The sequence below is a fragment of the Fictibacillus iocasae genome, assembly GCF_042665465.1.
In the GTDB taxonomy this organism is placed as follows: Bacteria; Bacillota; Bacilli; order Bacillales; family Fictibacillaceae; genus Fictibacillus; species Fictibacillus iocasae.
In genome coordinates this window covers 65,214-89,691 of record NZ_JBHTCP010000048.1, presented here as the reverse complement: position 1 = coordinate 89,691, position 24,478 = coordinate 65,214, and the positions used below count along the sequence as shown (strand labels likewise).

Below are 24,478 nucleotides of genomic sequence, written 5' to 3'. Positions count from 1 at the left end.
TCATAGAAACGCAGGAGGGGGAAACGCATGAATTATGACGTGCAAAATAAACAATTAGAATACGCGATCGCTGAAATAACCGAAATAGCGGAAGGGTTCGGTCTCGACTTTTATCCGATGCGCTATGAAATTTGCCCGGCCGACATCATTTATACGTTCGGCGCGTACGGCATGCCGACACGCTTCAGCCATTGGAGCTTTGGTAAGCAGTTTCATAAGATGAAGCTGCAATATGACCTCGGCTTAAGCAAGATCTATGAGCTCGTCATCAACTCAGATCCGTGCTACGCGTTTTTGCTTGATACGAACTCGCTCATTCAAAACAAGCTGATCATCGCGCACGTGCTGGCGCATTGCGACTTTTTCAAAAACAACGTTCGCTTCTCCAACACGCGCCGCGATATGGTCGAAAGCATGACCGCGACAGCCGAGCGTGTCGCGCAATACGAGATGCTGTACGGTAAAAAGGCAGTCGAAGAGTTCCTGGATGCTGTCCTCGCCATTCAAGAGCACATTGATCCATCGATTGTCAGAGGCAAGCTTGAATACCGCTTGGATGAAGAGGAAGAAGAGCCGGCCAAAAGGGAAACCGAGTACGATGATCTGTGGGGGCTCGACGGCAAGAAGGAAGAGCCGCAAAAGCGCAAGAAATCCTTCCCGCCTCAGCCAGAGAAAGATATCTTATTATTTATTGAAGAATACAGCCGCGAGCTCGAGGAATGGCAGCGCGACATTCTGTCTATGATGCGTGAGGAAATGCTCTACTTCTGGCCGCAGCTCGAAACGAAAATCATGAATGAAGGCTGGGCGTCCTACTGGCACGCAAAGATCCTGCAAGAGATGGACTTAACGTCACACGAGACGATCGAGTTCGCTAAATTAAACGCGGGGGTTGTACAGCCTTCGACGACATCCATAAATCCTTACTACTTAGGACTCCAAATATTTAAAGACATTGAGGAACGCTACAACAATCCAAACGAGGAACTGCGCCTTCAGGGCGTGCTTCCAGGCTCAGGCCGCGAAAAGATGTACGAAGTCCGCGAGCTAGAGTCCGACATGTCGTTCATCCGAAACTACTTGACGAAGGACCTCGCCGAGCGGGAGGATATGTACTTGTTCCAGAAACAAGGCAAAGATTATAAAATCGTTGATAAAGAGTGGGAGAATGTGCGTGACCAGCTTGTCGGTATGCGGGTGAACGGAGGATTCCCGTATTTGACGGTGAAAAACGGAGATTATTTGAAGAACGGAGAGCTGTATCTGCATCACAGCTACGAAGGCATCGAGCTCGACGTGAAGTATTTGGAGAAGGTGCTGCCACATTTGCATTATCTGTGGGGACGGACAGTACACATGGAGACGAAAATCGAGGAGAAGCCAGTGCTGTTTACGTTTGACGGGAAGAGTGTGCATCGGAAGTATCTTTAAAAATTAAACAGTTGTTTAAAAAGCACTTCCTTGCGGGAGTGCTTTCCTTGTTTACAAGCGTTATTAGATTTACCCCTGTCTCAAAATTTCGCAAAACAGTACAGGAGTTTGTTGGTTGAACGCATCGATGAAATCTTCTCCGAAAAGAGTGATGGTTTTTTCCCAAGGGTGTCCTAAAAATCCCCATTCTAGTTGGTTTTGAAGAAAGAAATAATAATCGCCATCTGGAAACAGCGGTACTGTCCATTCCCCTTCTTCGTCTCTTTCCCATTCTAGATGCGGATTGACCCGATACCACTCATGGTGCCAATCGAGCGCTAGTATCCATTCATCGACGGACGTCATTTTTCTGAATGCAAGTAAAGCCTTTTGTTCAAGGTCATCAAGAGCACTTAAATCAAGGGGTTCAGCAAAAAAAAAGGGATAAATCATATGTAATAAATGGATGTGGCACATGAAAGGAAGGGAATTCAGTTACGCTTGGTGTAAAGCGAAAATCGCACTCTATTCTGTTCTTTATTTGAACACTCTCACGATTTGAAATGGGAACCCAATTTTTCATCAATCTTCACCTTCCTGACAAAGTTGAACTTAATCGTTTAACACAGAGGCTGCAGCTTTGTTATTCGGATCGTACTCTAAAATACGCGCTGCTATTTCCATGGCTTGATCCTTTGACAATAACGGTTCCGGAAGTTCATAGAAATAGAGCAGATGTTCCAAATAGCTCGTCTGAGTGGGAGCTAATTCACACGCTCTAGTTGCATGGACAAACGCCGTTTGATAGGCGTCTTCTAAATGGTTCAACGCCATACTAAGCAGAAAGGAAGCGGCATAATGCAGCTCAGCGGTTTCTTTTTCCAGTAATAAGGTATGGACGAATTGATAAGGTGCTAAACTTTGGCGGTCGTAGGCGATACGAAAGAGAGACTCTGTTAAACATTCCAAGTCCATGTGTGACGATAAATGTTTGGCCTTCTCAAAATGGCCGCTGATCAATTCTTTCTCAAAGGAACGCAATAAAATCACTCCAGCTGTATAGACTCTTTGTCATGAAAAGTAGTCATTTTACCTTATCATAAACAAACTTCCGTGTGTTATTGCATCAGTAATCTATACAATATTTTGTATTTGCCCGGAGATACTACCTTCAAAGAGGTGGGATGTTTGGTTTCTTGATTACCATTTTGCTGCCGAGCATTTATATCGCATTTGCGAAATTCCATACAGATGATATTTATTCAGAAGTCATTAGCAGCTGGTTTAATGGAAAGGAAGTACTGTCACCTTTTTGGGAAAAGATTTGTTTCATATGGGCTGCAGGCATAAAGCCATTCGGGATTCCTTATTTATCACCTGTCCTGCCGTTTAGGGCGTGGGAGTTTAAAGGTGTGCTTTGGCGAGGGAATCTAAAGAAAATCATTAACAGCCGACATTCGTTTAGAGAATAGAAGGCTTCTTTTTTAAACAGTTGTTTAAAAAAGTCCCCTGAAAGACATGTATGTAAACTGCTTTCAGTTATCTCTTGGCTTCAATCGCATATCCGGTTTATTGGGCGGTCTTATATTTGCGACAAATATGGAGTTAACGGCATGCAGTCATATACTGGAACCTGGACCTGAAGCAACAGCCGGCGTCATTCCTGTGATGAAAGTTTTCACATCCATTAGTTGCAGTGCGTTGGTCATGTTATAAAGCAGACTCGGAAACTCGTCATTCTGTACAAATAGCTTTGATAGACAATGATAAGAAGAAGTATCATCGTACACAAAAGAAAAAAAGAAATTTGCTTGAAAAGGTTATACTTTCTTTTCTTATAGAATGGTATGATGTTAAAGTTGATGAGCGAAATAGAAGTGGAACAGCCACTTTTCATATAAGGGATGATAAAATGAGCAAAGCAAAAGGCAAGGGCGGAACAGGCAGAGGAACTGGCAAAAAGGGCTGGAACCGCTGGGGTAAGAGCGCCAAGAAAAAAGGTCCGAAACCATACGTGAGTAAGGGTACGAAAAAGGCAAAAGAAGAACAACAGACAGAAATTAATTAAACAAGTGTTTAAAAAAGCCAGCTGATGAACAGCTGGCTTTTTCGTGTTTATGTGTTTCTTTGGTCCATATGATAGCTGACGAACGTCAGAACGCTTGCTGCCAGCGCAACAGCAGCTCCGGCCCAGGTCACATCAAGCAGTCCGGCTTGCTCGTAAACGATGCCGCCTAACGCGGAACCGAACGCGATGCCGACGTTGCTCGCAACAGGCATAAGTGAAGCGGCCAGACCTGTGGCGGAAGGCTGATACTTACCGGCAAGATCGATCAAATATAATTGCGTGGATGTTGTCAACAATATTCCTGTTAAGGACATTAGGCCGATGTTTATCATCCCGCTAAGATAGCTGCCTGTTGTAAGATAAAGCGCACCGAGCACGGCTGCTTGTATAAGAAATACGAACCGTAGCCGTCCGATTCCGTTATGACTGGCTATTTTCCCAGCCAGAATGTTGCTGAATATGGAAATCAAGCCATACGCGAACAATATCACACTGATGGATTCAGAGGCGGCACCCATTCCCTTTAGAATCGGAACTAAGTACGTATAAACAGTATAAAGCGCTCCAAATCCGAGAGCAGGTATAAAGAATGCCATCATAATTCGCGGATGAACCAAAAGCAACACCTGATCCTTAATGGATCCTCTTTCTTGGCTGAGATTTGATGGTAGAACCATATAAGCGGACAATAATGCACATATTCCGAGTGCTGTTGTAAGGACGAATGTCGCATGCCAGTTGAAATGCCCAGCCACAAATGTTCCAAGCGGCACACCGATCACGTTAGCGAGCGTAAATCCGCCGAAGACAAATGAAATGGCGAGCCCTCGCTGAGCCTCAGGAACCGATTCACTCGCCACAACCATGGCAAGCGAGATTAAAACACCTGTCGCGATGGCTGTCAGCATTCGGAACACCATGAGCAATGCATAGCTTGACGTGAAAACACACGCAAGGTTTAGCAGAATAAAGGCGGCGATCAGCAGCAGCATCCATTTTCTTTTCGGATAATGGCTCGTAGTGGACATTACGGCTGGTGTTGCCACGGCGAACGTGATGGCGAATGCAGAAACAAGTACACCTGCTTTAGCATTTGAGATACCAAGGCTATTGGCAATGTCCGTTAATATTCCGACGATCACGAACTCGCTTGTCCCAAGTACGAATGTAAGAAGGGAGAGTGTGAAAATAAGCAGCCAATGCTGCTTCGTTAGTTTTGCAGCGTGCATAAGAACCTCTTTTCATAGATGACAATTGTAATGAGCAACAATTTCATATCTTAACATAACCTTTAATCAGTTGAAAAATGAAAAAACTCCCACACCGTAAACAGGTGAAGGAGCTTTTGCGTTTAGTGGGCCATCTTGCGGCAAACTTCTGCACAGCGGAAGCAAATCTCCGCACATTGCTGACAGTGGGTGTGGTCATGTTTCTTACATTCATCGCCGCACGCTTCACAAATCTCCGCGCACAGCCGGCAAATATGGCTGGCAAACGGGCTGTTCCGACTCATCGCGTCAACGGCGTATGCACAAATATCGGCACATTCTAGATCAAGCCGAATGCATTCTGCCATCATTTGAACATCTGTTTCCTTTAAACAAGCGTCAAAGCAATGGTTGCACGCCTTGATGCAGGCAAGACATTCATCGATGCACTCCTGATAAGCTTCGTGAGACATAACATCCCTCCTGAAGTGGCCTTTACGGTTAATGTACCTCAAGAGAATTTTCTTAAACGTTATTCTTTATGCTTCCAATCAGTTTTGTCTCCTGAATAGCCGGATTGTTCTACAGAATTATCCGTTACACGATATTCATAAACAGCGTCCAGCTCGTTCATGAAAATAACCTGGATCGGACCGTGATTATGGAACACGCCTTCCCTTCTTCTCGTCACCCATTGTTCTCCTGGATACGTTTCACGCAAATGCCGCTCGACTGTATCCAAGTTTTCCAGTACCTCCTCCTTTTCAAGATCATGGCGAGCGATAAAATAAATCGTTTCAACTGTGGAAAGAACAAGTGCAGCAGACAAGAGCAGGAATCTCCATTGTTTTGTGAACATGGAGAGAATGAAGAGCAGCACAACAGGCGAGAGAGCGATAAGGACGGTCACAGCAGCGAGAGAGGACATATACAAACCTGCCTTCATTTTTTTTTGTTTTTTCGAATGTATGTTGCTTTAGAAAGATTAGTTCTCATCCTTCTAAATAAGCGTACACCTGTAACGGAGATCATCATATCCATAGACTTCTAAAGAAACAATAAAACGACAATACATTTTATTTCTTCATCAGTTCTTCACAACCTGCAGTTAAGATAAATTCAGGAGGGATGGAACATGAGAAAGTATACATTCTTAATGATGATGGTGTTGCTGATTGTTTTCAGTGCGGCATGCGGTAAGAACGAGGAAAAAGGCACGCACGAGGGTCACGGCACAAAACAGGAAAAAAGCCATGAAGGTCATAGTGAAATGAAAGAATCACACGAAGGACATAACATGTCTTCTAGTGAAGCATATGCAAAGTGGAGCTTCTCTGATGCGGAAGCTGGGAAAATATCAGAAATAAAGATCACCATTCAAGACAAGTCACGTAAGCCGATCAACGATTATAAAACACAGCATGAAAAGAAGCTGCATTTAATTGTTGTGAGTAAAGATCTTTCGTATTTTCATCACATTCATCCAGAGTTTAAAGGAGATGGAACATTCACCGTCAGCAATACCTTTCCAAAGGGTGGAGAATATAAGCTGATCGCTGACTTTGTTCCTGCCGGAGGGGAGGAAGTGACGCTGACGGAATGGCTTGAAGTGAAAGGAGACAAAGCCGAAAACAAGCTCATTAAGCCTGACGGTGAGTTGGTGAAGGAAGCGGATGGAAAACAGGTAGAGCTAACCTTCCCCGACGGCAATCCTAAGGCAGGTGAGGAAACAAAGCTCACGTTTACGATCAACGAAAACGGCAAGCCGGTCATAAACTTACAGCCTTATCTAGGCGCTGTCGGGCATGTGGTCATTTTAAGTGAAGATACGGAGAACTATTTGCACGTTCACCCGCTTGACGAAAGCGCAAAAGGACCGAAAGCGGAATTTGCAACAACGTTTCCTAAAAAAGGGGTGTACAAGATTTGGGGCCAGTTCCAGCAAGACGGTGAACTTTTTATTACGGACTATACAATTGAAGTGAATTGAAGAAACACTTGGGATTCTTTTTCCCAAGTGTTTATTGTCTATCAGCGGTTCATTCGATTCATATTACGTCCATAAAAGATCTCATCCATTTCCAGCTGCAGCTTGCGTGTGATGTTTTCCCGTTCACTGGCGCTTAGTGTATCACTGGAATACCCGAATAGATAGTTGTTCAGATCAAAGTCCTTTAAACGGCATTTCGTATGAAACACGTTTTCTTGATAAATGTTCGTGTCGATCATATCAAACATGCTTTTATGCTGCTGTGAGATATAATTTTGAATAGAAGTGATGTCATGATCGATGAACAGCTTTTGGCCGTTAATGTCTCGTGTAAAGCCACGGACTCGATAATCCACGGTCATAATGTCTGTATCAAACGAATCGATCAGGTGATTCAAGGCCTTTAGTGGTGAGATTTCTCCGCACGTGGAAACGTCAATATCGGCACGGAATGTTGAGATCCCCTCGTTTGGGTGAAACTCTGGATAGGTGTGGACGGTCAGGTGGCTCTTATCGAGCTGCATGACGACTGAGCCGGGCAATGCACCCTGTTCTTCGTCTTCATACGCTTCTGGCGGCACCTCAACGATCGGTCCTTCTGAAACAAGAAGGGTGACACTCGCACCTTGTGGAACATAATCTTGTTTCGCTACATTAAGAACGTGCGCTCCAATCGTGTCAGAAACCGTATTTAATATTTTTGTCAGCCGGTCGGCATTATATTGTTCATCAATGTACTCGATATACGCTTCACGCTCTTCCTTCGTTTTCGTGTAGCAGATGTCATACATATTAAAGCTAAGTGATTTTGTCAGGTTATTGAAGCCGTGAAGCTGAATGCGTTCTGGTTCGTGCTGGTTGCTCATTTTACTTATGTCCCCTTTATCTCTTAGTCGTGTCGTTCTGCTCATAACGTTAAGATACCCTTACTGCTGCTGAAAAAAACAACTTAAGGAGGTCTCAAAAAAGAATGAAAACCATCTTAATCGTTGATGATGAACCAAAATTGTTGGAGGTCATCTCTTCTTATTTAAAAAAAGAGGGCTACAAAACGGAGGAAGCGGCAAACGGTATACAAGCTCTGCAAATCGTCCAAGATCGTGCTGTTGACCTTGTTGTCCTTGATTTAATGCTTCCGGACATGAAAGGGGAGGACTTGTGTCAGAAAATCAGGCAGCAATCAGCGGTTCCTATCCTTATGCTTACAGCTAAAATTCAGGAAGAAGACCGCATTAACGGGCTGTATGTCGGCGCCGATGACTATATGACAAAGCCGTTCAGTCCGCGTGAGCTTGTGATGCGAATCAAAACGATAATGCGGCGCTCGGGCGGAACGGAGCTGCTTGATGAGAAGATAGCGTATAACAACGACGAGCTCGTTATTGATGCAGCAGAGCAGGAGGTCCTGGTGAGAGGACAAAAGGTAAATTTGACACCTAATGAATATAAAACATTGCTCGTATTCGCACGGAATCCGAAGCGGTCGTTTTCACGGGAAGAGCTTGTGGAGATGGTAATGGGCTACGATTTTGAAGGAAGCAGCAGGACGATTGATCAGCATGTGAAGAATTTAAGGCAAAAGCTTGAGCACGACCCAAAGAATCCGCAATACATTCAGACCGTGTTTGGTGTCGGGTATAAGTTCAGAGGTGGACCTCATGTTTAGGCGACTCGCGGTCAGTTTTGGAACGGCTGCATCGATCATACTTGTGATTGCGAGCCTCGTGATTATGTATGAAGTTCATCATCATCTCATGATGTTTCAAGAAGATGTGAAGAGTTTCGGTGATACGGGAGCTCTTTTGCATCATTTCGAACAGGCGCTACTGAGCTCAATAATTTGGACAGCAGCGGGATCGCTTGTCTTAGTCGCACTCATCAGCTATTTTGTCGCGAAGAAGCTATCTTTGCCGCTTGTTCAAATGAGGAGGGCAGCAGAAAAAATGGCCGGTGGAGAGCTGGCTGTGCGAGTGGAAACGATAGGAAACGATGAGCTGAATGACTTAGGACAGTCACTGAACGAACTGGCTTCACAGCTGCAACAACAGGAAGAAGCACGCAAAACGCTGACAGCTGATGTGGCACACGAATTGCGGACGCCGCTCTCAACCGTTAAGAGCCACTTAGAGGCAATAGAGGATGGAGTGTTCGAGCTTTCCGTAAAACGGGTGAGCGGGTTGAAGGAAGAGATTGACCGGTTAATTGATATTGTCGAAGATCTCGAACAGCTTACCCGCATGGAATCGCCGGAATTTGAGTTGAATAAAGAAAAGGTCGATATCGGTTATCTTCTTGAAAAGTCTGCACAATCGCTTCACGCTTCGTTCATCAGAAAAAATATTGAGTTTTCTTTGGAATCAAACGTGACTCAAGATGTATTAGCAGATGCCAAACGAGTATCACAAATTATCGTGAATTTATTGAACAATGCATTAAAGTACACACCTCCCGGAGGAAGTGTGACGGCTAAGGCGTTTGATGAGGTGGGCAGTGTTGTGCTAATGATTAAGGATAGTGGGATTGGTATTGCACAGGAAGACCAAGAGAAGATCTTTGACCGTTTTTACCGGACCGAAAAATCCCGCAACAGAAAGTACGGAGGAAGCGGCATCGGCCTTACCATTGTCAAAAAACTTGTAGACGCTCATAGTGGAGACATTTGGATTGAAAGTGAGCCTGGCCTCGGAACGACGTTTTATGTGAGGTTTTATCATTAAACATGTAAAATCAAACCCTCTCGGCTGATGGAAGCACGAGAGGGTTACAACGATCTTTACTGCGCTCTCACATAAGTGTTTTGCACGAACTGACCATACGTCTTGCTTTCTGTCAGTTTGAGTTTGATTTTGTGCGGGAAATTTGTAAATAGCGGTATTCCTCCACCAAGAAGAACGGGTGCTGTGGTGATGATGTATTTATCAATTAAATTTTCTTTCATGAACGTTGCAATTAGTTTGGAACCACCAACGACCCATATATCCTTCCCAGACTCGCTGCGTAACTTTTCTACAATAGAAACGACAGATTCATTAGAGAACTCAATTTCTGAATCATTTCCAGTGGCTGTTGATGTCATTACAATATTCTTTCGGTCATAATGCGGATATTCATTATTCATCATTTGTAAAACATGTTCATAAGTCGTTCTTCCAGATATCATTGTGTCAATTGTGTCATAGAATTCATTATAGCCGCTGCTGCCGTCTCCCTCGACTTCATGAAGCCAATCAATGCCTCCATCTTGATCGGCAATATATCCGTCCAGGCTTGCGGCAATAAATAACACAACGTTTCGTTTAAGTGTCATCTTCTCATCCTCCTGTTTTGGTGTACGGCCCTCATTTTACTTGTTTAATATGTCATGTTATGTCTTATTTAAGTATTTTTTTAGGAGGAATTTCAGATGAGAGCGGACCGGTTGATGAATATTCTCATTCTGCTGCAAAACAGGGGCAAGCTAACGACCGGCGATTTGGCGGCTGAGTTAGAAGTATCAGAGCGTACCATCCAGCGCGATATGGACGCGTTAACAACGGCAGGTGTGCCGGTGCTGGCTGACCGTGGCAAAGCGGGAGGCTGGAGGCTGCTTGATGATTTCAAATCAAAGCTGAGTATGCTGAAAAAAGATGATATCCGGTCGTTATTTGTTTATCCGTCTCCAGCGCTTCTCAACGATCTAGGGTTAAATGGTGCCATTGACACACGAGAGAAGCTGTTATCTTCATTACCAGCTCCATTTCAAGAAGAGGCCAACCGCATTCGTGAACGCATCCACCTCGATCATGATGGGTGGAAAGACAGCGGACGGAAGAGAGAAGCACTGCTGCCGGATTTGTTAGAGGCAGTATTTGAGAATAAAAGGATTTCTATAGAATACGAGAAAATGAACGGCGACGTGATCAGCAGGGTGATAGAGCCGCTCGGCTTGGTGGCGAAAAAGGACACATGGTATGTTGCAGCGGCTCATGATAATCAGCTTCGCAACTACCGAGTATCCCGTATATTATTAATAGAACGGCTAGATGAAGAGTTTGATCGGCCAGAAAATTTTAACCTTGAACAGTATTGGAAAAAGGCTAAATCTGAGTTTACCGCCGCTTTGCCGACCTATGAAGTGGAAGTGGAAATTTCAGCGGACATCGCGAAGCGCGTGCACTTTTCGGCAGGAAGGTTTATGAGAGTAGTACGCGAGCCTGTAAAAAAAGGAGAGCGGCTGCGGGCGGTCCTTCATTTTCAAAGCGAGCAGGAAGCAGTGGAGTTTATTCTTGGCTTTGGAACGAAAATGATCATCGTCAAGCCGAAGAAACTGATTAAAAAAATCGTGGCAGAGGCGGTCTCTGTTATCAGTTACTATGAAGAATAAATGTTAAGGCAGCGACAAGTGCGCTGTCTTTCTTCTTTGCAGCATTTTCCGCTTTGAATGAGGCGTAAATAGAGATATGATAAATGGATATTATTCACTGAAAGGACTACATCATGCTTTTTTTCAACAGTTTTCTATTAGGGTTTGCCGTGTCGGCGCCTTTTGGTCCAATAGGACTTTTAGTCATGCAACGCGTTCTTTCCAATGGGAGGGCTGCTGGCTTTTTAACAGGTCTGGGTGCCGTCACGGCGAATTTAATCTATGCTAGTGTAGCTGCATTTGGGTTTTCAGTCGTATCGGGATTCTTACTTGAACATGAACTCGCGTTAAAAATGATGGGAAGCTTGTTTTTGCTTTATTTAGGTGTGAAGACGTTCTTGAAGAAGCCGCCCGCAAAAGCAGCTGCATTGGAAGGGACGAGCCTCCTAGGAATGTATCTGTCCACGCTTCTTCTCATGCTGTCCAATCCAGTCACAATCTTAAACTTTACGGCGATGTTCGCTGGGCTGGGATTTACCCAAGATGCTGGAACGGCGGAAGCCGCATTCCTGCTGCTAACCGGCGTGTTCTTAGGAGCAAGCTTCTGGTGGCTGATCCTAAGTCTTGGCGTCAGCTTGTTCAAGGATAAAATAACACCGCATATTGCAAGGGTGAACAAACTAGCAGGAGTGCTGGTGATTGTGCTCGCCGCTATTTCGTGGATCTGTTAAAACACGAAGGTGCCCTAAAATAGCGGCACCTTCGTGTTTTATATTTTTTTCTCTTCTGCAACAGATGACCCTGATCTAACATCCAGTGAGCTTTTGTATTCCACAAGCTGAATGTCACAGCCTTTGCCGATCACCACCGTATCACCCCGGACAATTTTGGCGGACGTGTTCTCTAGCACAATATGATCACCTTCTATTAAGTCAGATGTCAGCCGGTCATCGGAGCTCGGAAACAGTTTGCGAAGAATCTTCTTCCATGGTGAAGCAAATTCGGTATTCTTCACTTTGACACTCATACCGCCAATTTCTTTTGCATTACATTCTCCGTATAAATCTACTTCCACAGATTCTGCATTCAGCAGTCCTTCGATCTTGAACTGTCCCTTTGCATAGAAGTGTTCCGCTGAACAGTTGCCCTCGATCGATGCCCGCCCTCTTATTGATATGTCGTCTCCAGTAAGGTCGCTTTTGAACGTGGCGGAACCATTCACTTCACATTCTTTTGCTTCAGCAGATCCTGCAACGGTGGCCGAACCATTAATGCTGAGCTCTTGGCACGCCAGGGATTTTTCAATCGTACCGGACCCCATAATGGTTACTTCGTCAGCAGTGACACTGCCTTGGATTTTCGCTGAGCCGTTAATTTTGACTTCACGCGCTATAACTTGGCCAATCACCTTAGCGCTGCCGTTAGATTTGAAGAGAATGCAGTCCAGGTCTCCCTGTATGGTCCCTGAACCATTAACCTTCACATCCTCATACATTCCACCAGGGGCACTGCCAGAACCTGAAATGCTTAAATCATTGCGGATTGTCTGTTCCATACATTTTCCTCCATTCGAGTTAAGAAAGCTCCATTTTTAATTGCTCTGCGAAGGTGTTAAGGCTGAGAGAGGCTATGATTTTCGTTTCATAGTCAAGAAGCAGGTCTTGTGATGCAGGATAGAAGATGACAAGCGGAATGCCCATCTTGCGGAGAAGCATGATGTTCATGTTCTCGTCTTGCAGCTTTTCAGCGTGTTCAGAAAAGGTGCGAAGCAGCAGCTCTGCTTCGGCTATACTGATTTCTCCTTGCTGCAATAGCGAGTCAGTAATTCGGAGGTGCAGGATGTCGGTAAAGGAATACTCCTCTTTTGCTTGAAAAAGCTTGTTAAACAGGTCAAGCACAATCTTCGAAACAATGTTACGATCAATAAGCTGCTGTAATGTTAGATGAGCGGAACCATGCTGAGGGGAGAAAAGATCGGCTAGATGGTCAAGAGAAGCTCCTTCTTTTAAATTCATGATCTTTTCGATACGTTCTAGAATGCTTTGCCGAGGGAAAAAGGTTTCCTGCCCAGTAAAGGTTGATTTCCGGATAAACCACGATTCAGGAATCAGTTTTTTTCTTTTCCATCGGTAGAGCTGGCCATATGAGATGCCTGCGGATTCAAGCAAGTCTTTTTTAGAAATCAATTCATTTTCCATCATCTTCCTCCTTCCTTTGTATTCAATGTAACATAACATTGTTACGTTGTAAAACACTTTGTGAACATTTTTCATCAAAGTGGCTGTCAGGCTTGTCGCTTTAGAAAAAGCGTACTATGATGGCGTTATAGAAACTTAATTTTTTACATTTACAGGAGCGGATAATATGAAGAAATGGATGACAGCTCTTTTAATCGTTGTTATGGTGATGATATCTCCGCAAAAGTCGTTTGCACATTCTGGTCTAGAGAAATCTGAACCAGCAGCAGACAGCACGGTTACGGATAATATGGTTAAATTTAAACTAACTTTTAATACAGAGATTGAGGATTTAAGCCGCATCCGGGTGACGGATGATAAAGGTGTAGAAGTGTCGCTCATGCAAATGGGAACGAAGGCAAATGAGCTTGTCGGTGAAAGTGAAACACCGATGCCTAACGGAACATACAATGTGTATTGGAAAATCATTGGCGAGGACAGCCATGTTGTTCAAGGATCCTATAAGTTTACTGTGAAAGCAGAGGAGACGGTCGAACAGCAGCCGCCTGCAGCAGAAGAAAAGAAGGCAGAAAAGACAGTGAAAAGTGATGAAAGAGCAGAAAACAAAAACACTGGCCTCGTTCTTTCTCCGTTCTTTTACGCGTTCTTAGCTCTAGCTGCACTCGCCGTGCTGCTTGGTCTGATCTTAGGTAAACGAAGGAAAAAATAAACAAAGTTTTCTAGGGTTCCGCCGGATACGTATCCGGGACTGGTCCGAGAGAAAACGCACAGGAAACGAACAGCCTGTGTACACGGAAGGACAAAAGCCTGGGAGAATCTGATACCACAGATATCCCAGGCTTCTTTTGCTTTTCTTTAGAAAAAAGGTGACACTAACAGAAAGTTGATAAATGCATTTTAATAAAACATATTTGGAGGAAACAATCATGGCTTGGTTTTATCTTTTTATTGCAGGAATCTTTGAGGTCGTCTGGGCGATCGGACTGAAATACACTCACGGATTTACGAAGCTTTGGCCCTCTGTTATCACGGCTGTCGGTATGATCATCAGTTTCTACTTTTTATCACAAGCAACGAAAGTACTGCCAATCGGTACGGCTTATACGATTTGGACTGGAATTGGAGCAGCCGGAGCTGTACTATTAGGCATCATTTTGTTCGGAGAGCCGAAAAGTGCTTTGCGTTTCTTCTTTCTCGCATTAATCATTATCGGAATCATCGGCCTTAAAGCAACAGCAGGCGAAGTATCATGATGAGTGCTGCCTGCTTTTTCGTATTATGGTCGCGATAAAGACGATAACAAGAGGGATGAAGCCTAGGAAAAAAGTGATGACGGGCTGCATAACCGAGCCTGATTCACCGAGTTCAACCTCGTTTTTGTACATCGTCAAAGATAAGAAAAATACGATAATCGAGACAAGATACACTAGCTGTTTTTCTTTGATCTTAGCCAGCCGGGTGAGGGCTGCATCTAATATAAACAGCAGCATGGTAATCTTCATGTACGTTCCAAGGATGAGCGCGATACCGAATATCGCTTCGATGCGTTCAATGATCTGCCCGATGCTGATTAATTGGGAAAGAAGATGCAGCGGGAATTTTTTATGAAAGGCAAGAGGCCCTAATCCCATGATGGAGACAGCAATGGTGATGCTAAGCAATATTCCATTCAGTGCAAGTCCTGCGTACAAGTAGTTACCTATTCGCTTCTTTTCATCAAGATTCCGGTATACAAGAATCATGGAAAAATAGAGAATGTCCATATAAGGAAAGCCGAAGCCCACATAGACACCATTCCAAATGGGCTTGAAGCCGTTCGGAATAATCGGCAGAAGGTGATTGGCTTCATAAATCGGGAGCGGCAAGAGCAGCATGAGCAGGACCATCGCAAATAGTACATACATCAACAGATGAAACATTCGGGCGATGATTTCGATTCCGGCTTTTGCGGTTAATGCGGCAACAAAAAGGATGAGGAAGTTAAACACATAAAGCGGCGTTTCTCTCATTAACGCTGTTGTGAAATATTGACTCATTCCATAGACGATGTTTCCGAGAATATAGAAGATGATGAGAGAGAACATACTGATCACGATGATGGAGCCCATTCGCCCTAACGCTTTTTCGGTCTGTTCCACATACGATAATCCAGGATTTTGCTTGTTAATATAAAGCACTAAATACAGGATAACAAATCCGATGGCATTTGCGATCAAAAGTGATAGCCATGCGCCGTTTTGTGCAGAAAAGAGGATGGGACCTTGTATATTGATAATCGCTGAGCCTGTCATGTACGTCTGAAACAGGACAGCGAGCTGCCATGTGCTGATCTTTTCAGCAGCAGACATACAATCAGCTCCTTGTTTTTTCGTGATTTTTGTGTGGGATTAAGTTTGCAGGCTAGTTATGATAAACTGCGCCGCCGGTCCGAACACCTTGACAAATAGGTCATCAAGGTTAATCAAGCTTTTTTCTGAGAAAAATAAAAAGCTTAAATAGAGCGTAATGCCGCTAAGGCAAAGATGCATTTTCTTCGATTTTGTATCGTTCTTGGATTTTCTGTAGTCATCAAACAGCAGCCAGAACACAAATCCTACAATGACTATTTTCTCAAACATAAGTGTCACCTCATTGACCTTTTTTAAAGGGCTTGCCAGGGTCGGTGCCGGTATTGATGATATTCACATCCGCATGAATCTTAAACCTTACCTTTGTATACCTTTGATCCCAGTCTTTTTTGAAGATCATCCATTGCTTTGGATCACGGCGGTACATCTCATTTCCTACACCTAGAAGATCAAGGCGATCCTTCTGTGTCTGTTTTAATAGCTTCCATAATTCTTTCTCGACTACGGATGCTACTCTCTTATTTACCTCATCCAGCTGCTTGCTTTCTTGAACAAATGTGCATTTCAATTCACCCATGCTCGCTTTCATTTTGACAGAACCGTCGTAGGTGATGGTTTCTCCATTTTGCTGCAGGTTCCATTTTGTACTCGAGCTGACCACTTCGTACGACTCTGATTCTCCTTTCCGCTTTCCGCCGCAAGGGACTTCAATAATGGCGCCGTTAAGCTCGCCAAGTCCAATCATTAAATATTTAGTGTCCTGAGGAGAATAAATCTTTTTTAGCTTGCCATGCTTTAGAACGGAGAGTCCCGCAACTACAATGCTGTCTTTCGCTGCTTTTTCTACTTTAATGTACGGAAGATAGGCGATATCGACTTCGCTTAGCAGCTGCTTTCCAATGGTAAAAAGGTTCGCTGGGTATGTTTTTCCACTAAATTCGCTTGCGCTTTTTGTTATCTCGTTAAGCTGCTGGCTAATTGTATTTTCTACATGTGGCTTTGTTTTTAAATAGCCCGGCGCTTTCCCTTTTGTGATGGCAATTCCAGTCAGAAGGCGGGGCTCGTGGTCACGGTAAAAGAATTCAAGAATTTCATTCATTGGCATCTTTTTTGCTGTTTTTTCATCGATAAGAATGAACCGCATATGACCCCAGTTCGCTTTTCTTCCTAAGTGGCTCGTGATATCACGGACTGCTTCAAAGACAGAATCTCCCTCTGTTGTGATATTCATAAACGAAACATTGCTTCCACCACCAGAAGAAGAAATTTTCGCGCTTGGCTTGTAAAATTGTGTCGTGAGCTTGTAGCGGCCTTTTTCATGCTCGATGGCAATGGATTGTACGAAACCAAAATCCGGAAGCTCTGATTGATCCCAGCATCCTGATAGGAGCAGCAAGCACAGAAGAATAGTCGTTATTTTTTTGAGGTGAGCCATCCATGTCCCTGCCTTGCCTTCAAGACCGTGTCTTGAACATATTTTTCTTGCTCGGGCCTTTCAGCAGTTTTTTTAATGTGAGGCGTAAAATGCCGTCCCGCAAAATCACCGTATTGTTTAGTGAAAGTGCGCCAAGATAGGATTGGTTGAGCACTTTCAATTTGGATAAGTGAAGGAACAGCAGGATAAAGCCGATAAAAAGACCGAACCCGCCTAATGTTGCGGCGAGCAGCATGAACGGAAGCCGGATAAGACGGGCGGCAAAACCGAAATCATATTGCGGGATGGAGAATGAAGCGATTCCCGTCAGTCCGATTACGACGACCATGATCGGGGATGCGATTCCGGCATTGATCGACGCCTCACCGATAATAAGAGCGCCGACGATGCTTACAGTAGAGCCAATCGGCTTTGGCAGACGGATACCGGCTTCTTGCAGCAGTTCAAAGAAAAAGATCATGATTAAGGCTTCGATAAAAGCAGGAAACGGAATGCCTTCCCGTGTATCCAATATGGCGATGAGCAGCACGGTTGGTATCAGCTCTGCATGAAAAGTTGTGAGGGCGATATAGATGCTCGGAAGCGTGATGCTCAAGATAAATCCGGCGATCCGAAGCTGACGGATGAGCGATGAGAAAATAGAGCGCTGATAATAATCTGATGCGGATTGGAAGAATTCATGAAACATCCCTGGACATATAACAATGGTGCCTGTTCCTTCTACCATCACAATGATCTTACCTTGAAGCAGGGCGGCTGCGGCAACGTCCGGCCGTTCTGTAATCCGAAACTGCGGAAAAGGCGTCAAGGTCGAGTCTTCGATCAGCTCAGCAATGTAGGACGTTTCAAGAATTTCTTCCGCCGCAATTTTTTCGATCCGACGCTCAAACTCTTTGAGCATATCGTGATCGACGGTTCCGGCAAGATAGGCATAGGTCCACCGTGTTCTTGTCCGCTTTCCGGCATTTTTGAATATGAATTTTAAATCAGGCGATTTCAGCCGCGCACGGATAAGGCCGATGTTCTTCGTTAAATTTTCAATCGTGCCTTCTCTAGGTCCTGTTACGACCATCTCGTTCTGTGGTTCGGCAACCGCTCTTTTTTCAACAGAGAAGGAGTTGTAGCTCAATGCATGGTTCCAGTTTTCGAAAAGAATAATGACGTGGCCGTTCATAATCTGGTCGCAAATATCTTTCAACGTATGCGGTGTCTTGACCGCTCTGTCTGTTACACCCCGCTGGTTGAAAAAGTGCTGCACATCATGTGAAGTAAGAGGCAAGCCAGGGCTCACTCTTTCTGAAACAAGGTCTTGCAGTGCGAGCTTCAGCAAGTTCTGTTTTTCATCCTGTACGACAGAACTGCAGTAAATAACAACGGCCTCTTGATCGTAATCCTGGCCAAACTGATAAGATTCGAACAAAACATCTTCACATTGTGTGAACATGCTTTTAAGAAATGCCAGGTTCTTATTCAGTTCAATGGAAAGGGTTTGTGAAACAGATTGCTTATCCATGATGTCCGCCTTCTTAAATGTGGTATTAGTAATGTTTGGAAAAGAAGAGAAAGTTATTCATTCTTATGTGATGTCCATTTGGTGCGGACAAATATAGGGGAATGTCCATATCGCGTACCGGTACCGGACCCCTAGCTAGGAGGAATTGACATGAAGGGAAGAGAAATATTGCGGGGGAAGAAAATATTCCTGTTTTGTTTGAATACATATGTACTAACACCTTTTGCGCCTTTTAAGGGAGAGGGGGGAGAGGATGGATTCCTTTTTTGGCGTGAAGTATGAACCGTTCTATCTGTTTAGTACGTCCCATCTAATTGCAATGGCGGTTGTATTGGTTATCATCCTGTCATTAATACCGCTGCGAATGAAGCTGACAGGAAGCGTGGATAAGGTGTTTCGCTATACACTTGCTCTGCTGCTGATACTTTGTGAGGTCAGTTATCATGGGTGGGCGCTGTATAATGGGGACTGGAGAATAGCGCAGCATCTGCCGCTTCAGCTGTGCTCGCTCAGTATTCTCACTTCGAGCATTCTTTTGCTGACGAACAATATGAAGCTTTTTCCGTTTGTTTATTTTGCCGGCTTTGTCGGCGCCTCACAGGCTATGATCACGCCAGAGCTCGAAGCAGCTTTTCCGCACTACCGTTTTTACGATTATTTTGTCGCACATGGCGCGATCATGATCGCAGCCATGTATTATGTAATCGTAAAAAGAGTCAGAATCAGGCTTGTCAGCTTATTTAAAACATTTGCCTTCATTAACGTGTATGCACTTTTCGTTTATATCGTGAATGTGATGACAGGAGCCAATTATATGTTCCTGATGAGAAAGCCGGAGAACGGAAACATCATGGATTTTCTTGGTCCTCATCCGTGGTACATTTTATCGCTCGAAGCCGTGGCTTTTGTGCTGTGCCTGATGGCTTATTATCCGATTCGCAGATCTGAGAGTCTCGTTCCTTTTCAGCATTCTTCCAAGTTATAAGGCGTTATTTGAAGCATAAGCTGATTTTTGTGGTAAAATGGTGTTTAACTATATAAATACCCCAGGAGGTGACAACTCTCGTATCTCGATTTCTTGAGGTACAGAGGGTCTAATTGGACATATTAAAGTTAATCGTTGTAGCTCTTCTCATTCTATTGACGGCATTTTTCGTGGCGGCAGAATTTTCGATCATTCGGGTTCGCCGTACGCGCATCGACCAATTAGTTGAGGAAGGGAACAAAAAGGCTTTAGCGGTACGTAAAGTCATTTCAAATTTGGATGGCTCGCTGTCCGCGTGTCAGCTTGGAATAACGATTACAGCCCTTGCACTGGGTTGGTTAGGTGAAACAACGATGGAGCATCTGCTTCATCCGATATTTGAGAAGCTGGATGTAGGAGAAGCGTTGGCTTCGACCATTTCCATCGTGCTGGCTTTCTCGGTTATCACATTTTTGCATGTTGTACTAGGTGAGCTCGCTCCTAAGACGATTGCGATTCAGCAGGCTGAATCCGTCAGCTTGTTATTAGCAGGGCCATTATTATTATTTTATAAAATCATGTATCCGTTCATCTGGCTATTGAACGGAAGCGCACAGATTTTGACAAGGATGGCTGGCTTTAAGCCGGCATCTGAGCATGACATGTCGCATAGTGAAGAAGAGCTTCGACTTATTTTGAGCGAAAGCTATAAAAGCGGAGAAATTAATAAATCAGAGTTCAGCTATGTGAACAAAGTGTTTGATTTCGATGACCGCGTGGCGAAAGAAATCATGGTGCCTCGTACGGAAATGATGTGTGTTTACATGGATAACACCATGGATGAGAACCTGGAGATTATTATGCAGGAAAAATATACACGTTATCCGGTCGTAGGGGAAGACAAAGACCATGTACTAGGAATGATTAACTCAAAAGAAATCTTTTTTGATCTTATAAATGGACAAAAGCATGACCTTGATCATTACATCCGTCCTGTATTGAGTGTGTTTGAAGCCACACCAATTAAAGAGACGCTCGTAAAGCTGCAAAAGAACAGGTTTCATATGGCGATCCTTGTGGACGAATACGGCGGTACTGCTGGACTCGTTACAATCGAGGATATTATGGAAGAGCTTGTTGGAGAGATCCGCGACGAGTTTGACGAAGATGAATCTCCGATGATTATGGACTTGAAGCCGAACATTAAAGTGTTGGACGGAAAAGTGCTGATCGCCGATGTGAATGAAATGTATGCACTTGCTATCGACGACAGCGAACTGGATACGATCGGCGGCTGGATGCTTTCTCTTAACTCTGATATTCAGGCTGGAGAAGTGTTGCAGCATGAAGTATATGAGTTTAAAGTGATCGAGATTGAAGGCCATCAGATTAAAAAGATTCAAGTCAGGAAGTTAGAAGCTGCCGAGGCTTCGGAAGCACAAAAGGAAGAACCAACAATCGAGCCCTCCGCAGAGCGATCTTACAACAATTAAACGCAGAACAGCACCCAGCATTCGAGCCGGGTGCTGTTTTTATGTTTTTTAGTGAGCACCGATACATTAGCAATTAGATGCGCGCTGACTCTTATTTTAAAGAATGTTTCAATTCGTTAATACCCGCTATTGCTGCAACAGCCGCGAGTGATAAAAGAAAGGTCATGTGAGTTCCTCCTGTTGATAAGTTGTTAGGTATACATTTTCCTTAGTGATGAACATTTAAACATAATTTATTCTAAAATAATGATTCGAAGGGCGTTTTCCATTCGTAAGGATACATTATAAAACAACAAGTAATCAGAATTGTTAATCTTTTATTGGGCGAGTATATTTAGGTGAAAAAAAGAAAAAAGAAGAGAAAAAATTCGTTTGGATACCATTATGCTGTTATTTTCAGAGTAAATGAAGGTTTATGGCCTGAAATGCGTTTGTTTTAAGCTTTTTGTTCGGTTTACATGCTGATGGATACGGGAGTATGATTATCTACATCTTCAACAGAATTATAAATTTTACCAATGATCGCTGAGTCCTGAAAACAGGAACGGAGGAACCAATGAAGCGGTAAATCGCTTCTGGGGTGAAACGAGAAATCGTCGGGCAACTCTTGCTGCCCGAACCCGTCAGCTAACTTCGTAAGCGTGGCAGGAGAGAGAAGGTGAAGGTCAAGTTAAACATCTGTTTAAAAAATTAACGAAAAATTATACGTACTAATGCGTCTTTATCGCTTAATCCTTTTTAGGAGCGGGGGAACCAACCGCGGCCAGTCATATGCCGCATGGGGTGAATCTCGAGTGATCGAGTAGGGCGACTCTCACGCCCGAATCCGTCAGCTAACTCCGTAAGCGTTTTAGAGAGAGGCAACAAATCCGTGTATTTTACACGCTTATTTAGCGATTTGTAGAAGCCGCGTGAAGAGTTCCTCTTCCGCAGGCTTCTTTTTTGTGCGCTTTTTTAGGAAATGAGGAGGATTTGAAAGATGGAGACAAATAGAAATGTGACGTTGATCATCTTTCCTGATGCGGTTCCAGAATTATTTATCAGTACGCTTAAGCGATATCCTGAAAGATCAAACGTTGCCCTGTGTGTTCCAGAATGGACGATGGAACACACGCTGGACCAGGAAGGCTTCCATCAGATTTTCGTCTTTTCCTTTCAGGACGGCATGCAGTATACAGACTGGATCTCAAAGGCAATTACAAAGGTCATCATCTATGAAACTTCATTTATCGGCTGCTGCATGGCAATCGATATGGTACGCAGTTGTTATACACTTCCAGTGGTTGTTTTGAAATCTGACAGCCGCTACCTTTCAAGAATTTACAAAGATTTAGGTGCGGACTTTGTTATTCACAACAAGAACGGGAACATCCAGTACTTGCTGACATCTTAAACGAGAAATGGAGCGAAATAACATGAGGTTAAGTTCAAGTGAAATAGGCCAGATCATAAGAGCGGCAAAAGCAGATCAGGTTAAATCTGAGATGGCGAAAACCATTCTTTACAGCCTGAACAAACCGGTTCCGTCTTTCGTATTTGATAAGCGCCGCTAACTTAACTGGAGCCTGCTAAAGAAAGCGGGCTCCCTAATCAACAAGGAGGAATTACTTTGCTTGATGTTTATATGATCGGTGTACTGCTCATTTCTTTTGGAATCTTTTTCAGTTTTATTACATGGTGTAACCATATCGTCGGAGGTGGCGAAGACAAATGATGCTGACGGCCATCGTATCAGGCGGACTTTTTGTTTACTTAATTTATGCCCTTATTCATCCTGAAAAGTTTTAAGAAAGATTTGATGAAAGAAAGTTTAGGAGGAACGTATTCATGGGAGTTATGCAGATCGCAGCGGTTATCCTACTGCTGCTTCTCATCATAAAGCCGCTTGGCAGCTATATCTATCATATTTTCTCTAACCAGCCGAACAGAACAGATAAATTATTCGGCCCTGTGGAGAAAGTCATTTACGCAATCAGCGGATTACAAGACAGGCAGCAGCAAACGTGGAAAAAATATACACTTTCGCTATTGCTGACAAATTTTGTTTTGGTAGCTGTAGGCTATCTCATTTTACGGCTTCAAAAAATCTTGCCATTCAATCCTAACGGCATTGATAACATGGAGCAAACATTAACATTCAATACGATTATCAGCTTTATGACAAACACGAACCTGCAGCATTACAGCGGGGAAACAGGGCTTTCTTACTTCTCGCAAATGTCCGTTATCATGATGATGATGTTTACCTCTGCCGTAACCGGAATCGTAGTGGCGATTGCCTTTATACGGGGCATTACTTCAAAAGGAAAGACAATCGGAAACTTCTTCGAGGATTTTGTAAAAGGCCACACACGATTGCTCATTCCGATGTCCATTATGTTAACTCTCATTCTAGTGGGGTTGAAAGTCCCGCAGACACTTGATCCTACTATACAGCTGACGACTCTTGAAGGAGATAAACAGGAAATCGCTACAGGTCCAGTGGCGTCACTCGTATCAATCAAGCACTTAGGAACAAATGGAGGCGGATTTTTCGGAGTGAACTCTGCTCATCCTTTTGAAAATCCAAGCCCGATAACGAACGTCATTGAAATCCTGTCGATGTGGTGCATCCCAGCATCATTAACGTATACGTACGGACGATTTGCCACGAAACAAAAACAGGGATGGGTCATATTTGGAGCGATGAGCATCTTGTTCCTTGCATTCTTAGCACTTGCTTATACCGCTGAAAGCAGCGGAAACCCAGCTTTAACGGCGATGGGGCTGAACACCGATCAAGGTAGCATGGAAGGAAAAGAAGTTCGTTTTGGAATCGCTCAGTCTGCTTTATTTACTACTGTAACAACAGCGGCGACAACCGGTACTGTCAATAACATGCACGATACGCTGACTCCGCTGGGGAGTATAACACCATTGTCACTCATGATGCTGAATACAGTGTTTGGCGGAGACGGAGTGGGTCTCGTCAACATGCTGATGTATGCGATTATCGGAGTGTTCATCTGCGGCTTGATGGTAGGGCGGACGCCTGAATTTTTAGGACGCAAAATTGAACCGAAAGAGATGAAATTGATCACGATTGCTTTGCTGATTCACCCGCTCATTATTCTCGGACCGACAGCACTCGCTTTCGTTACAGAGCTTGGAAAGGGAGCCATCAGCAATCCAGGTTTCCACGGGATCTCACAGGTGCTGTATGAATACACATCATCAGCTGCTAATAACGGTTCTGGTTTTGAAGGGTTAGGGGACAATACTCCGTTTTGGAACATCACAACAGGATTAGTCATGCTGCTTGGCCGCTATGTCTCTATCATAGCAATGCTTGCTGTAGCCGGTTCATTAGTTCGCAAGCAGCCCGTTCCTGAAACAATCGGTACGTTTAAGACAGATAACATGCTGTTCGTCGGTATTTTAGTAGGGGTCGTCATTATAGTAGGTGCACTGACATTTCTGCCAGTCATCGCTCTCGGTCCAATCGCTGAATACTTGATGATACGTTAACC

The 24,478-nt window shown here is 44.0% G+C and carries 28 protein-coding genes, 1 pseudogene and 3 riboswitches; of the genes and pseudogenes, 16 read left to right on the top strand and 13 right to left on the bottom strand.

Translation table 11 applies throughout. From position 1 onward, the window contains the following. Nucleotides 1–27: 27 nt before the first annotated feature. Nucleotides 28–1,431: a SpoVR family protein gene (locus tag ACFQPF_RS14855; RefSeq protein WP_379750498.1), complete on the top strand. Its 1,404-nt coding sequence runs from the start codon at nt 28–30 to the stop codon at nt 1,429–1,431. 69 nt (nt 1,432–1,500) lie between these two features. On the opposite strand, the pseudogene ACFQPF_RS14850 reads toward ACFQPF_RS14855, so the two are convergent. Together ACFQPF_RS14850 and ACFQPF_RS14845 are read right to left on the bottom strand one after the other, a co-directional pair. Beyond that, nucleotides 1,501–1,993: pseudogene (locus ACFQPF_RS14850) on the bottom strand (DUF2716 domain-containing protein). 29 nt (nt 1,994–2,022) lie between these two features. Next, nucleotides 2,023–2,451 carry a hypothetical protein gene (locus ACFQPF_RS14845; RefSeq protein WP_379750497.1) on the bottom strand — a complete coding sequence of 143 codons (429 nt, stop codon included), beginning with the start codon at nt 2,449–2,451 and terminating at the stop codon, nt 2,023–2,025. A 155-nt stretch (nt 2,452–2,606) separates the two neighbouring features. Between ACFQPF_RS14845 and ACFQPF_RS14840 the strand changes: the two genes are divergently transcribed. Continuing rightward, the gene (locus ACFQPF_RS14840) at nt 2,607–2,882 is read left to right on the top strand and encodes a hypothetical protein (protein ID WP_379750496.1); all 276 of its coding nucleotides are present in this window, start codon (nt 2,607–2,609) and stop codon (nt 2,880–2,882) included. Between the two features lie 440 nt (nt 2,883–3,322). Further along, entirely contained in the window at nt 3,323–3,478 is a 156-nt protein-coding gene (locus ACFQPF_RS14835; RefSeq protein WP_379750495.1) for a DUF3934 family protein, read from the top strand. Between the two features lie 47 nt (nt 3,479–3,525). On the opposite strand, the gene ACFQPF_RS14830 is transcribed toward ACFQPF_RS14835, so the two are convergent. From ACFQPF_RS14830 to ACFQPF_RS14820, 3 genes are all read right to left on the bottom strand, one after another. Next, the gene (locus ACFQPF_RS14830) at nt 3,526–4,707 is read right to left on the bottom strand and encodes an MFS transporter (RefSeq protein ID WP_379750494.1); all 1,182 of its coding nucleotides are present in this window, start codon (nt 4,705–4,707) and stop codon (nt 3,526–3,528) included. A gap of 122 nt (nt 4,708–4,829) precedes the next feature. Further along, nucleotides 4,830–5,159: a four-helix bundle copper-binding protein gene (locus tag ACFQPF_RS14825; RefSeq protein ID WP_379750493.1), complete on the bottom strand. Its 330-nt coding sequence runs from the start codon at nt 5,157–5,159 to the stop codon at nt 4,830–4,832. Nucleotides 5,160–5,218: 59 nt separating this feature from the next. After that, complete coding sequence (locus ACFQPF_RS14820; RefSeq protein WP_379750492.1) at nt 5,219–5,614, bottom strand: hypothetical protein; 396 nt, start codon at nt 5,612–5,614, stop codon at nt 5,219–5,221. A gap of 207 nt (nt 5,615–5,821) precedes the next feature. Here ACFQPF_RS14820 and ACFQPF_RS14815 point away from each other — a divergent pair, with 207 nt between their 5' ends. Continuing rightward, a complete protein-coding gene (locus tag ACFQPF_RS14815) occupies nt 5,822–6,676 on the top strand; it encodes a hypothetical protein (RefSeq protein WP_379750491.1) in 855 nt (284 codons plus the stop codon). Nucleotides 6,677–6,717: 41 nt separating this feature from the next. Here the strand turns inward: ACFQPF_RS14815 and speD are convergent, their stop codons facing one another. Continuing rightward, nucleotides 6,718–7,542, bottom strand: coding sequence for an adenosylmethionine decarboxylase (gene speD, locus ACFQPF_RS14810; RefSeq protein WP_379750489.1), 825 nt, complete (start codon nt 7,540–7,542; stop codon nt 6,718–6,720). 104 nt (nt 7,543–7,646) lie between these two features. Between speD and ACFQPF_RS14805 the strand changes: the two genes are divergently transcribed. Then, nucleotides 7,647–8,342, top strand: a complete 696-nt coding sequence (locus ACFQPF_RS14805; protein WP_379750488.1) for a response regulator transcription factor — start codon at nt 7,647–7,649, stop codon at nt 8,340–8,342. After that, nucleotides 8,335–9,393: a sensor histidine kinase gene (locus ACFQPF_RS14800; protein ID WP_379750487.1), complete on the top strand. Its 1,059-nt coding sequence runs from the start codon at nt 8,335–8,337 to the stop codon at nt 9,391–9,393. Before ACFQPF_RS14805 ends, ACFQPF_RS14800 begins: the two co-directional genes overlap by 8 nt. 56 nt (nt 9,394–9,449) lie before the next feature. Here ACFQPF_RS14800 and ACFQPF_RS14795 read toward each other — a convergent pair whose 3' ends face one another. Then, nucleotides 9,450–9,983, bottom strand: coding sequence for a dihydrofolate reductase family protein (locus ACFQPF_RS14795; RefSeq protein WP_379750486.1), 534 nt, complete (start codon nt 9,981–9,983; stop codon nt 9,450–9,452). Between the two features lie 96 nt (nt 9,984–10,079). On the opposite strand from ACFQPF_RS14795, the gene ACFQPF_RS14790 reads away from it, so the two are divergent. Both ACFQPF_RS14790 and ACFQPF_RS14785 read left to right on the top strand, forming a co-directional pair. After that, nucleotides 10,080–11,039 (top strand): helix-turn-helix transcriptional regulator, encoded by a 960-nt coding sequence (locus ACFQPF_RS14790; protein ID WP_379750485.1) that lies wholly within the window; start codon nt 10,080–10,082, stop codon nt 11,037–11,039. 113 nt (nt 11,040–11,152) lie between these two features. Beyond that, a complete protein-coding gene (locus tag ACFQPF_RS14785; RefSeq protein WP_379750484.1) occupies nt 11,153–11,749 on the top strand; it encodes a LysE family translocator in 597 nt (198 codons plus the stop codon). A 38-nt stretch (nt 11,750–11,787) separates the two neighbouring features. Here ACFQPF_RS14785 and ACFQPF_RS14780 read toward each other — a convergent pair whose 3' ends face one another. After that, the gene (locus ACFQPF_RS14780) at nt 11,788–12,573 is read right to left on the bottom strand and encodes a polymer-forming cytoskeletal protein (protein WP_379750483.1); all 786 of its coding nucleotides are present in this window, start codon (nt 12,571–12,573) and stop codon (nt 11,788–11,790) included. A gap of 19 nt (nt 12,574–12,592) precedes the next feature. Beyond that, the gene (locus tag ACFQPF_RS14775; protein ID WP_379750482.1) at nt 12,593–13,219 is read right to left on the bottom strand and encodes a YhbD family protein; all 627 of its coding nucleotides are present in this window, start codon (nt 13,217–13,219) and stop codon (nt 12,593–12,595) included. A 163-nt stretch (nt 13,220–13,382) separates the two neighbouring features. Here ACFQPF_RS14775 and ACFQPF_RS14770 point away from each other — a divergent pair, with 163 nt between their 5' ends. Next, nucleotides 13,383–13,925, top strand: coding sequence for a copper resistance CopC family protein (locus ACFQPF_RS14770; RefSeq protein WP_379750481.1), 543 nt, complete (start codon nt 13,383–13,385; stop codon nt 13,923–13,925). After that, a riboswitch (guanidine-I (ykkC/yxkD leader) is annotated at nt 13,925–14,032 on the top strand. (Overlaps the previous gene by 1 nt.) A 110-nt stretch (nt 14,033–14,142) precedes the next feature. Further along, the gene (gene sugE, locus ACFQPF_RS14765) at nt 14,143–14,469 is read left to right on the top strand and encodes a quaternary ammonium compound efflux SMR transporter SugE (protein ID WP_379750480.1); all 327 of its coding nucleotides are present in this window, start codon (nt 14,143–14,145) and stop codon (nt 14,467–14,469) included. On the opposite strand, the gene ACFQPF_RS14760 is transcribed toward sugE, so the two are convergent. The 4 genes from ACFQPF_RS14760 to ACFQPF_RS14745 are packed head-to-tail and all read right to left on the bottom strand — an operon-like array spanning nt 14,464 to nt 18,512. After that, nucleotides 14,464–15,564: a GerAB/ArcD/ProY family transporter gene (locus tag ACFQPF_RS14760; protein WP_379750479.1), complete on the bottom strand. Its 1,101-nt coding sequence runs from the start codon at nt 15,562–15,564 to the stop codon at nt 14,464–14,466. The two genes, sugE and ACFQPF_RS14760, sit on opposite strands and share 6 nt — an antisense overlap. A gap of 39 nt (nt 15,565–15,603) precedes the next feature. Further along, complete coding sequence (locus ACFQPF_RS14755; RefSeq protein ID WP_379750478.1) at nt 15,604–15,834, bottom strand: hypothetical protein; 231 nt, start codon at nt 15,832–15,834, stop codon at nt 15,604–15,606. 10 nt (nt 15,835–15,844) lie between these two features. Beyond that, nucleotides 15,845–16,999 (bottom strand): Ger(x)C family spore germination protein, encoded by a 1,155-nt coding sequence (locus ACFQPF_RS14750; protein WP_379750477.1) that lies wholly within the window; start codon nt 16,997–16,999, stop codon nt 15,845–15,847. 19 nt (nt 17,000–17,018) lie between these two features. After that, the gene (locus ACFQPF_RS14745) at nt 17,019–18,512 is read right to left on the bottom strand and encodes a spore germination protein (protein WP_379750476.1); all 1,494 of its coding nucleotides are present in this window, start codon (nt 18,510–18,512) and stop codon (nt 17,019–17,021) included. A 253-nt stretch (nt 18,513–18,765) separates the two neighbouring features. Between ACFQPF_RS14745 and ACFQPF_RS14740 the strand changes: the two genes are divergently transcribed. The 6 genes from ACFQPF_RS14740 to kdpA all read left to right on the top strand — a co-directional run bounded on the left by ACFQPF_RS14740 (nt 18,766) and on the right by kdpA (nt 24,476). Next, complete coding sequence (locus tag ACFQPF_RS14740; RefSeq protein WP_379750475.1) at nt 18,766–19,497, top strand: YwaF family protein; 732 nt, start codon at nt 18,766–18,768, stop codon at nt 19,495–19,497. A gap of 113 nt (nt 19,498–19,610) precedes the next feature. Continuing rightward, entirely contained in the window at nt 19,611–20,969 is a 1,359-nt protein-coding gene (locus ACFQPF_RS14735; protein WP_379750474.1) for a hemolysin family protein, read from the top strand. Between the two features lie 513 nt (nt 20,970–21,482). Then, a riboswitch (cyclic di-AMP (ydaO/yuaA leader) is annotated at nt 21,483–21,626 on the top strand. 58 nt (nt 21,627–21,684) lie between these two features. Then, nucleotides 21,685–21,832: riboswitch (cyclic di-AMP (ydaO/yuaA leader) on the top strand. 116 nt (nt 21,833–21,948) lie between these two features. Next, complete coding sequence (locus ACFQPF_RS14730; protein ID WP_379750473.1) at nt 21,949–22,362, top strand: protein-tyrosine phosphatase family protein; 414 nt, start codon at nt 21,949–21,951, stop codon at nt 22,360–22,362. 22 nt (nt 22,363–22,384) lie between these two features. After that, nucleotides 22,385–22,522 carry a hypothetical protein gene (locus ACFQPF_RS14725; RefSeq protein ID WP_379750472.1) on the top strand — a complete coding sequence of 46 codons (138 nt, stop codon included), beginning with the start codon at nt 22,385–22,387 and terminating at the stop codon, nt 22,520–22,522. Between the two features lie 157 nt (nt 22,523–22,679). Further along, the gene (gene kdpF / locus ACFQPF_RS14720) at nt 22,680–22,757 is read left to right on the top strand and encodes a K(+)-transporting ATPase subunit F (protein ID WP_379750534.1); all 78 of its coding nucleotides are present in this window, start codon (nt 22,680–22,682) and stop codon (nt 22,755–22,757) included. 39 nt (nt 22,758–22,796) lie between these two features. Beyond that, complete coding sequence (kdpA, locus tag ACFQPF_RS14715; protein ID WP_379750471.1) at nt 22,797–24,476, top strand: potassium-transporting ATPase subunit KdpA; 1,680 nt, start codon at nt 22,797–22,799, stop codon at nt 24,474–24,476. Nucleotides 24,477–24,478 lie beyond the last annotated feature (2 nt).

What these genes read in the sequence shown, in the direction of transcription:
- ACFQPF_RS14855 (WP_379750498.1), top strand. Translation starts at nt 28, where the DNA reads ATGAATTATGACGTGCAAAATAAACAATTAGAATACGCGATCGCTGAA.
- ACFQPF_RS14835 (WP_379750495.1), top strand. Translation starts at nt 3,323, where the DNA reads ATGAGCAAAGCAAAAGGCAAGGGCGGAACAGGCAGAGGAACTGGCAAA.
- ACFQPF_RS14830 (WP_379750494.1), bottom strand. Translation starts at nt 4,707, where the DNA reads ATGCACGCTGCAAAACTAACGAAGCAGCATTGGCTGCTTATTTTCACA.
- ACFQPF_RS14825 (WP_379750493.1), bottom strand. Translation starts at nt 5,159, where the DNA reads ATGTCTCACGAAGCTTATCAGGAGTGCATCGATGAATGTCTTGCCTGC.
- ACFQPF_RS14820 (WP_379750492.1), bottom strand. Translation starts at nt 5,614, where the DNA reads ATGTCCTCTCTCGCTGCTGTGACCGTCCTTATCGCTCTCTCGCCTGTT.
- ACFQPF_RS14815 (WP_379750491.1), top strand. Translation starts at nt 5,822, where the DNA reads ATGAGAAAGTATACATTCTTAATGATGATGGTGTTGCTGATTGTTTTC.
- speD (WP_379750489.1), bottom strand. Translation starts at nt 7,542, where the DNA reads ATGAGCAACCAGCACGAACCAGAACGCATTCAGCTTCACGGCTTCAAT.
- ACFQPF_RS14805 (WP_379750488.1), top strand. Translation starts at nt 7,647, where the DNA reads ATGAAAACCATCTTAATCGTTGATGATGAACCAAAATTGTTGGAGGTC.
- ACFQPF_RS14800 (WP_379750487.1), top strand. Translation starts at nt 8,335, where the DNA reads ATGTTTAGGCGACTCGCGGTCAGTTTTGGAACGGCTGCATCGATCATA.
- ACFQPF_RS14795 (WP_379750486.1), bottom strand. Translation starts at nt 9,983, where the DNA reads ATGACACTTAAACGAAACGTTGTGTTATTTATTGCCGCAAGCCTGGAC.
- ACFQPF_RS14790 (WP_379750485.1), top strand. Translation starts at nt 10,080, where the DNA reads ATGAGAGCGGACCGGTTGATGAATATTCTCATTCTGCTGCAAAACAGG.
- ACFQPF_RS14785 (WP_379750484.1), top strand. Translation starts at nt 11,153, where the DNA reads ATGCTTTTTTTCAACAGTTTTCTATTAGGGTTTGCCGTGTCGGCGCCT.
- ACFQPF_RS14780 (WP_379750483.1), bottom strand. Translation starts at nt 12,573, where the DNA reads ATGGAACAGACAATCCGCAATGATTTAAGCATTTCAGGTTCTGGCAGT.
- ACFQPF_RS14775 (WP_379750482.1), bottom strand. Translation starts at nt 13,219, where the DNA reads ATGATGGAAAATGAATTGATTTCTAAAAAAGACTTGCTTGAATCCGCA.
- ACFQPF_RS14770 (WP_379750481.1), top strand. Translation starts at nt 13,383, where the DNA reads ATGAAGAAATGGATGACAGCTCTTTTAATCGTTGTTATGGTGATGATA.
- sugE (WP_379750480.1), top strand. Translation starts at nt 14,143, where the DNA reads ATGGCTTGGTTTTATCTTTTTATTGCAGGAATCTTTGAGGTCGTCTGG.
- ACFQPF_RS14760 (WP_379750479.1), bottom strand. Translation starts at nt 15,564, where the DNA reads ATGTCTGCTGCTGAAAAGATCAGCACATGGCAGCTCGCTGTCCTGTTT.
- ACFQPF_RS14755 (WP_379750478.1), bottom strand. Translation starts at nt 15,834, where the DNA reads ATGTTTGAGAAAATAGTCATTGTAGGATTTGTGTTCTGGCTGCTGTTT.
- ACFQPF_RS14750 (WP_379750477.1), bottom strand. Translation starts at nt 16,999, where the DNA reads ATGGCTCACCTCAAAAAAATAACGACTATTCTTCTGTGCTTGCTGCTC.
- ACFQPF_RS14745 (WP_379750476.1), bottom strand. Translation starts at nt 18,512, where the DNA reads ATGGATAAGCAATCTGTTTCACAAACCCTTTCCATTGAACTGAATAAG.
- ACFQPF_RS14740 (WP_379750475.1), top strand. Translation starts at nt 18,766, where the DNA reads ATGGATTCCTTTTTTGGCGTGAAGTATGAACCGTTCTATCTGTTTAGT.
- ACFQPF_RS14730 (WP_379750473.1), top strand. Translation starts at nt 21,949, where the DNA reads ATGGAGACAAATAGAAATGTGACGTTGATCATCTTTCCTGATGCGGTT.
- ACFQPF_RS14725 (WP_379750472.1), top strand. Translation starts at nt 22,385, where the DNA reads ATGAGGTTAAGTTCAAGTGAAATAGGCCAGATCATAAGAGCGGCAAAA.
- kdpF (WP_379750534.1), top strand. Translation starts at nt 22,680, where the DNA reads ATGATGCTGACGGCCATCGTATCAGGCGGACTTTTTGTTTACTTAATT.
- kdpA (WP_379750471.1), top strand. Translation starts at nt 22,797, where the DNA reads ATGGGAGTTATGCAGATCGCAGCGGTTATCCTACTGCTGCTTCTCATC.